The sequence below is a fragment of the Mesorhizobium sp. Arg314 genome, assembly GCF_053714275.1.
The window spans coordinates 1-356 of sequence record NZ_JBSKBP010000288.1; the positions used below are offsets into that span (position 1 = coordinate 1).

At 59.8% G+C, this 356-nt stretch carries 1 pseudogene; it reads right to left on the minus strand.

The features are described 5' to 3' along the window. Window positions 1–302: pseudogene (locus ACWGS9_RS35530) on the minus strand (hypothetical protein); the annotation flags it as partial. Window positions 303–356: the final 54 nt, after the last annotated feature.

The window sequence follows — 356 nt, forward strand, 5'->3', positions numbered from 1 at the left end:
TGTCCTGAGGTCAGGTAGTAGCGTTCCAGCGCCCGACGAAGATGGCCGGCCTCAATGCGGACGATCGGGTCCGTCTGAGGGTCGAATGATTGGCCGCGGCCGAACACTTCGACTGCGACGGTATAAGCCTTAATGCGATCGCCACGCCCGGATAACGCTTCTTCGACCACGTAGCTAAGGAAACGGTGCTCCCGGCCGGTGGCATCGAAATCCGCGCTGCCGAGGATCAGGGCAAGCTGGGCGCGACAGCTCTCAACAGGGAGAGCAGGCTCCCCCGTGAAGGATGTTACAGGCTTGTTCAACTGACCCCTCGCTCGACCGATGACTACATGGTCTCCCACGTAATTTACATTCCG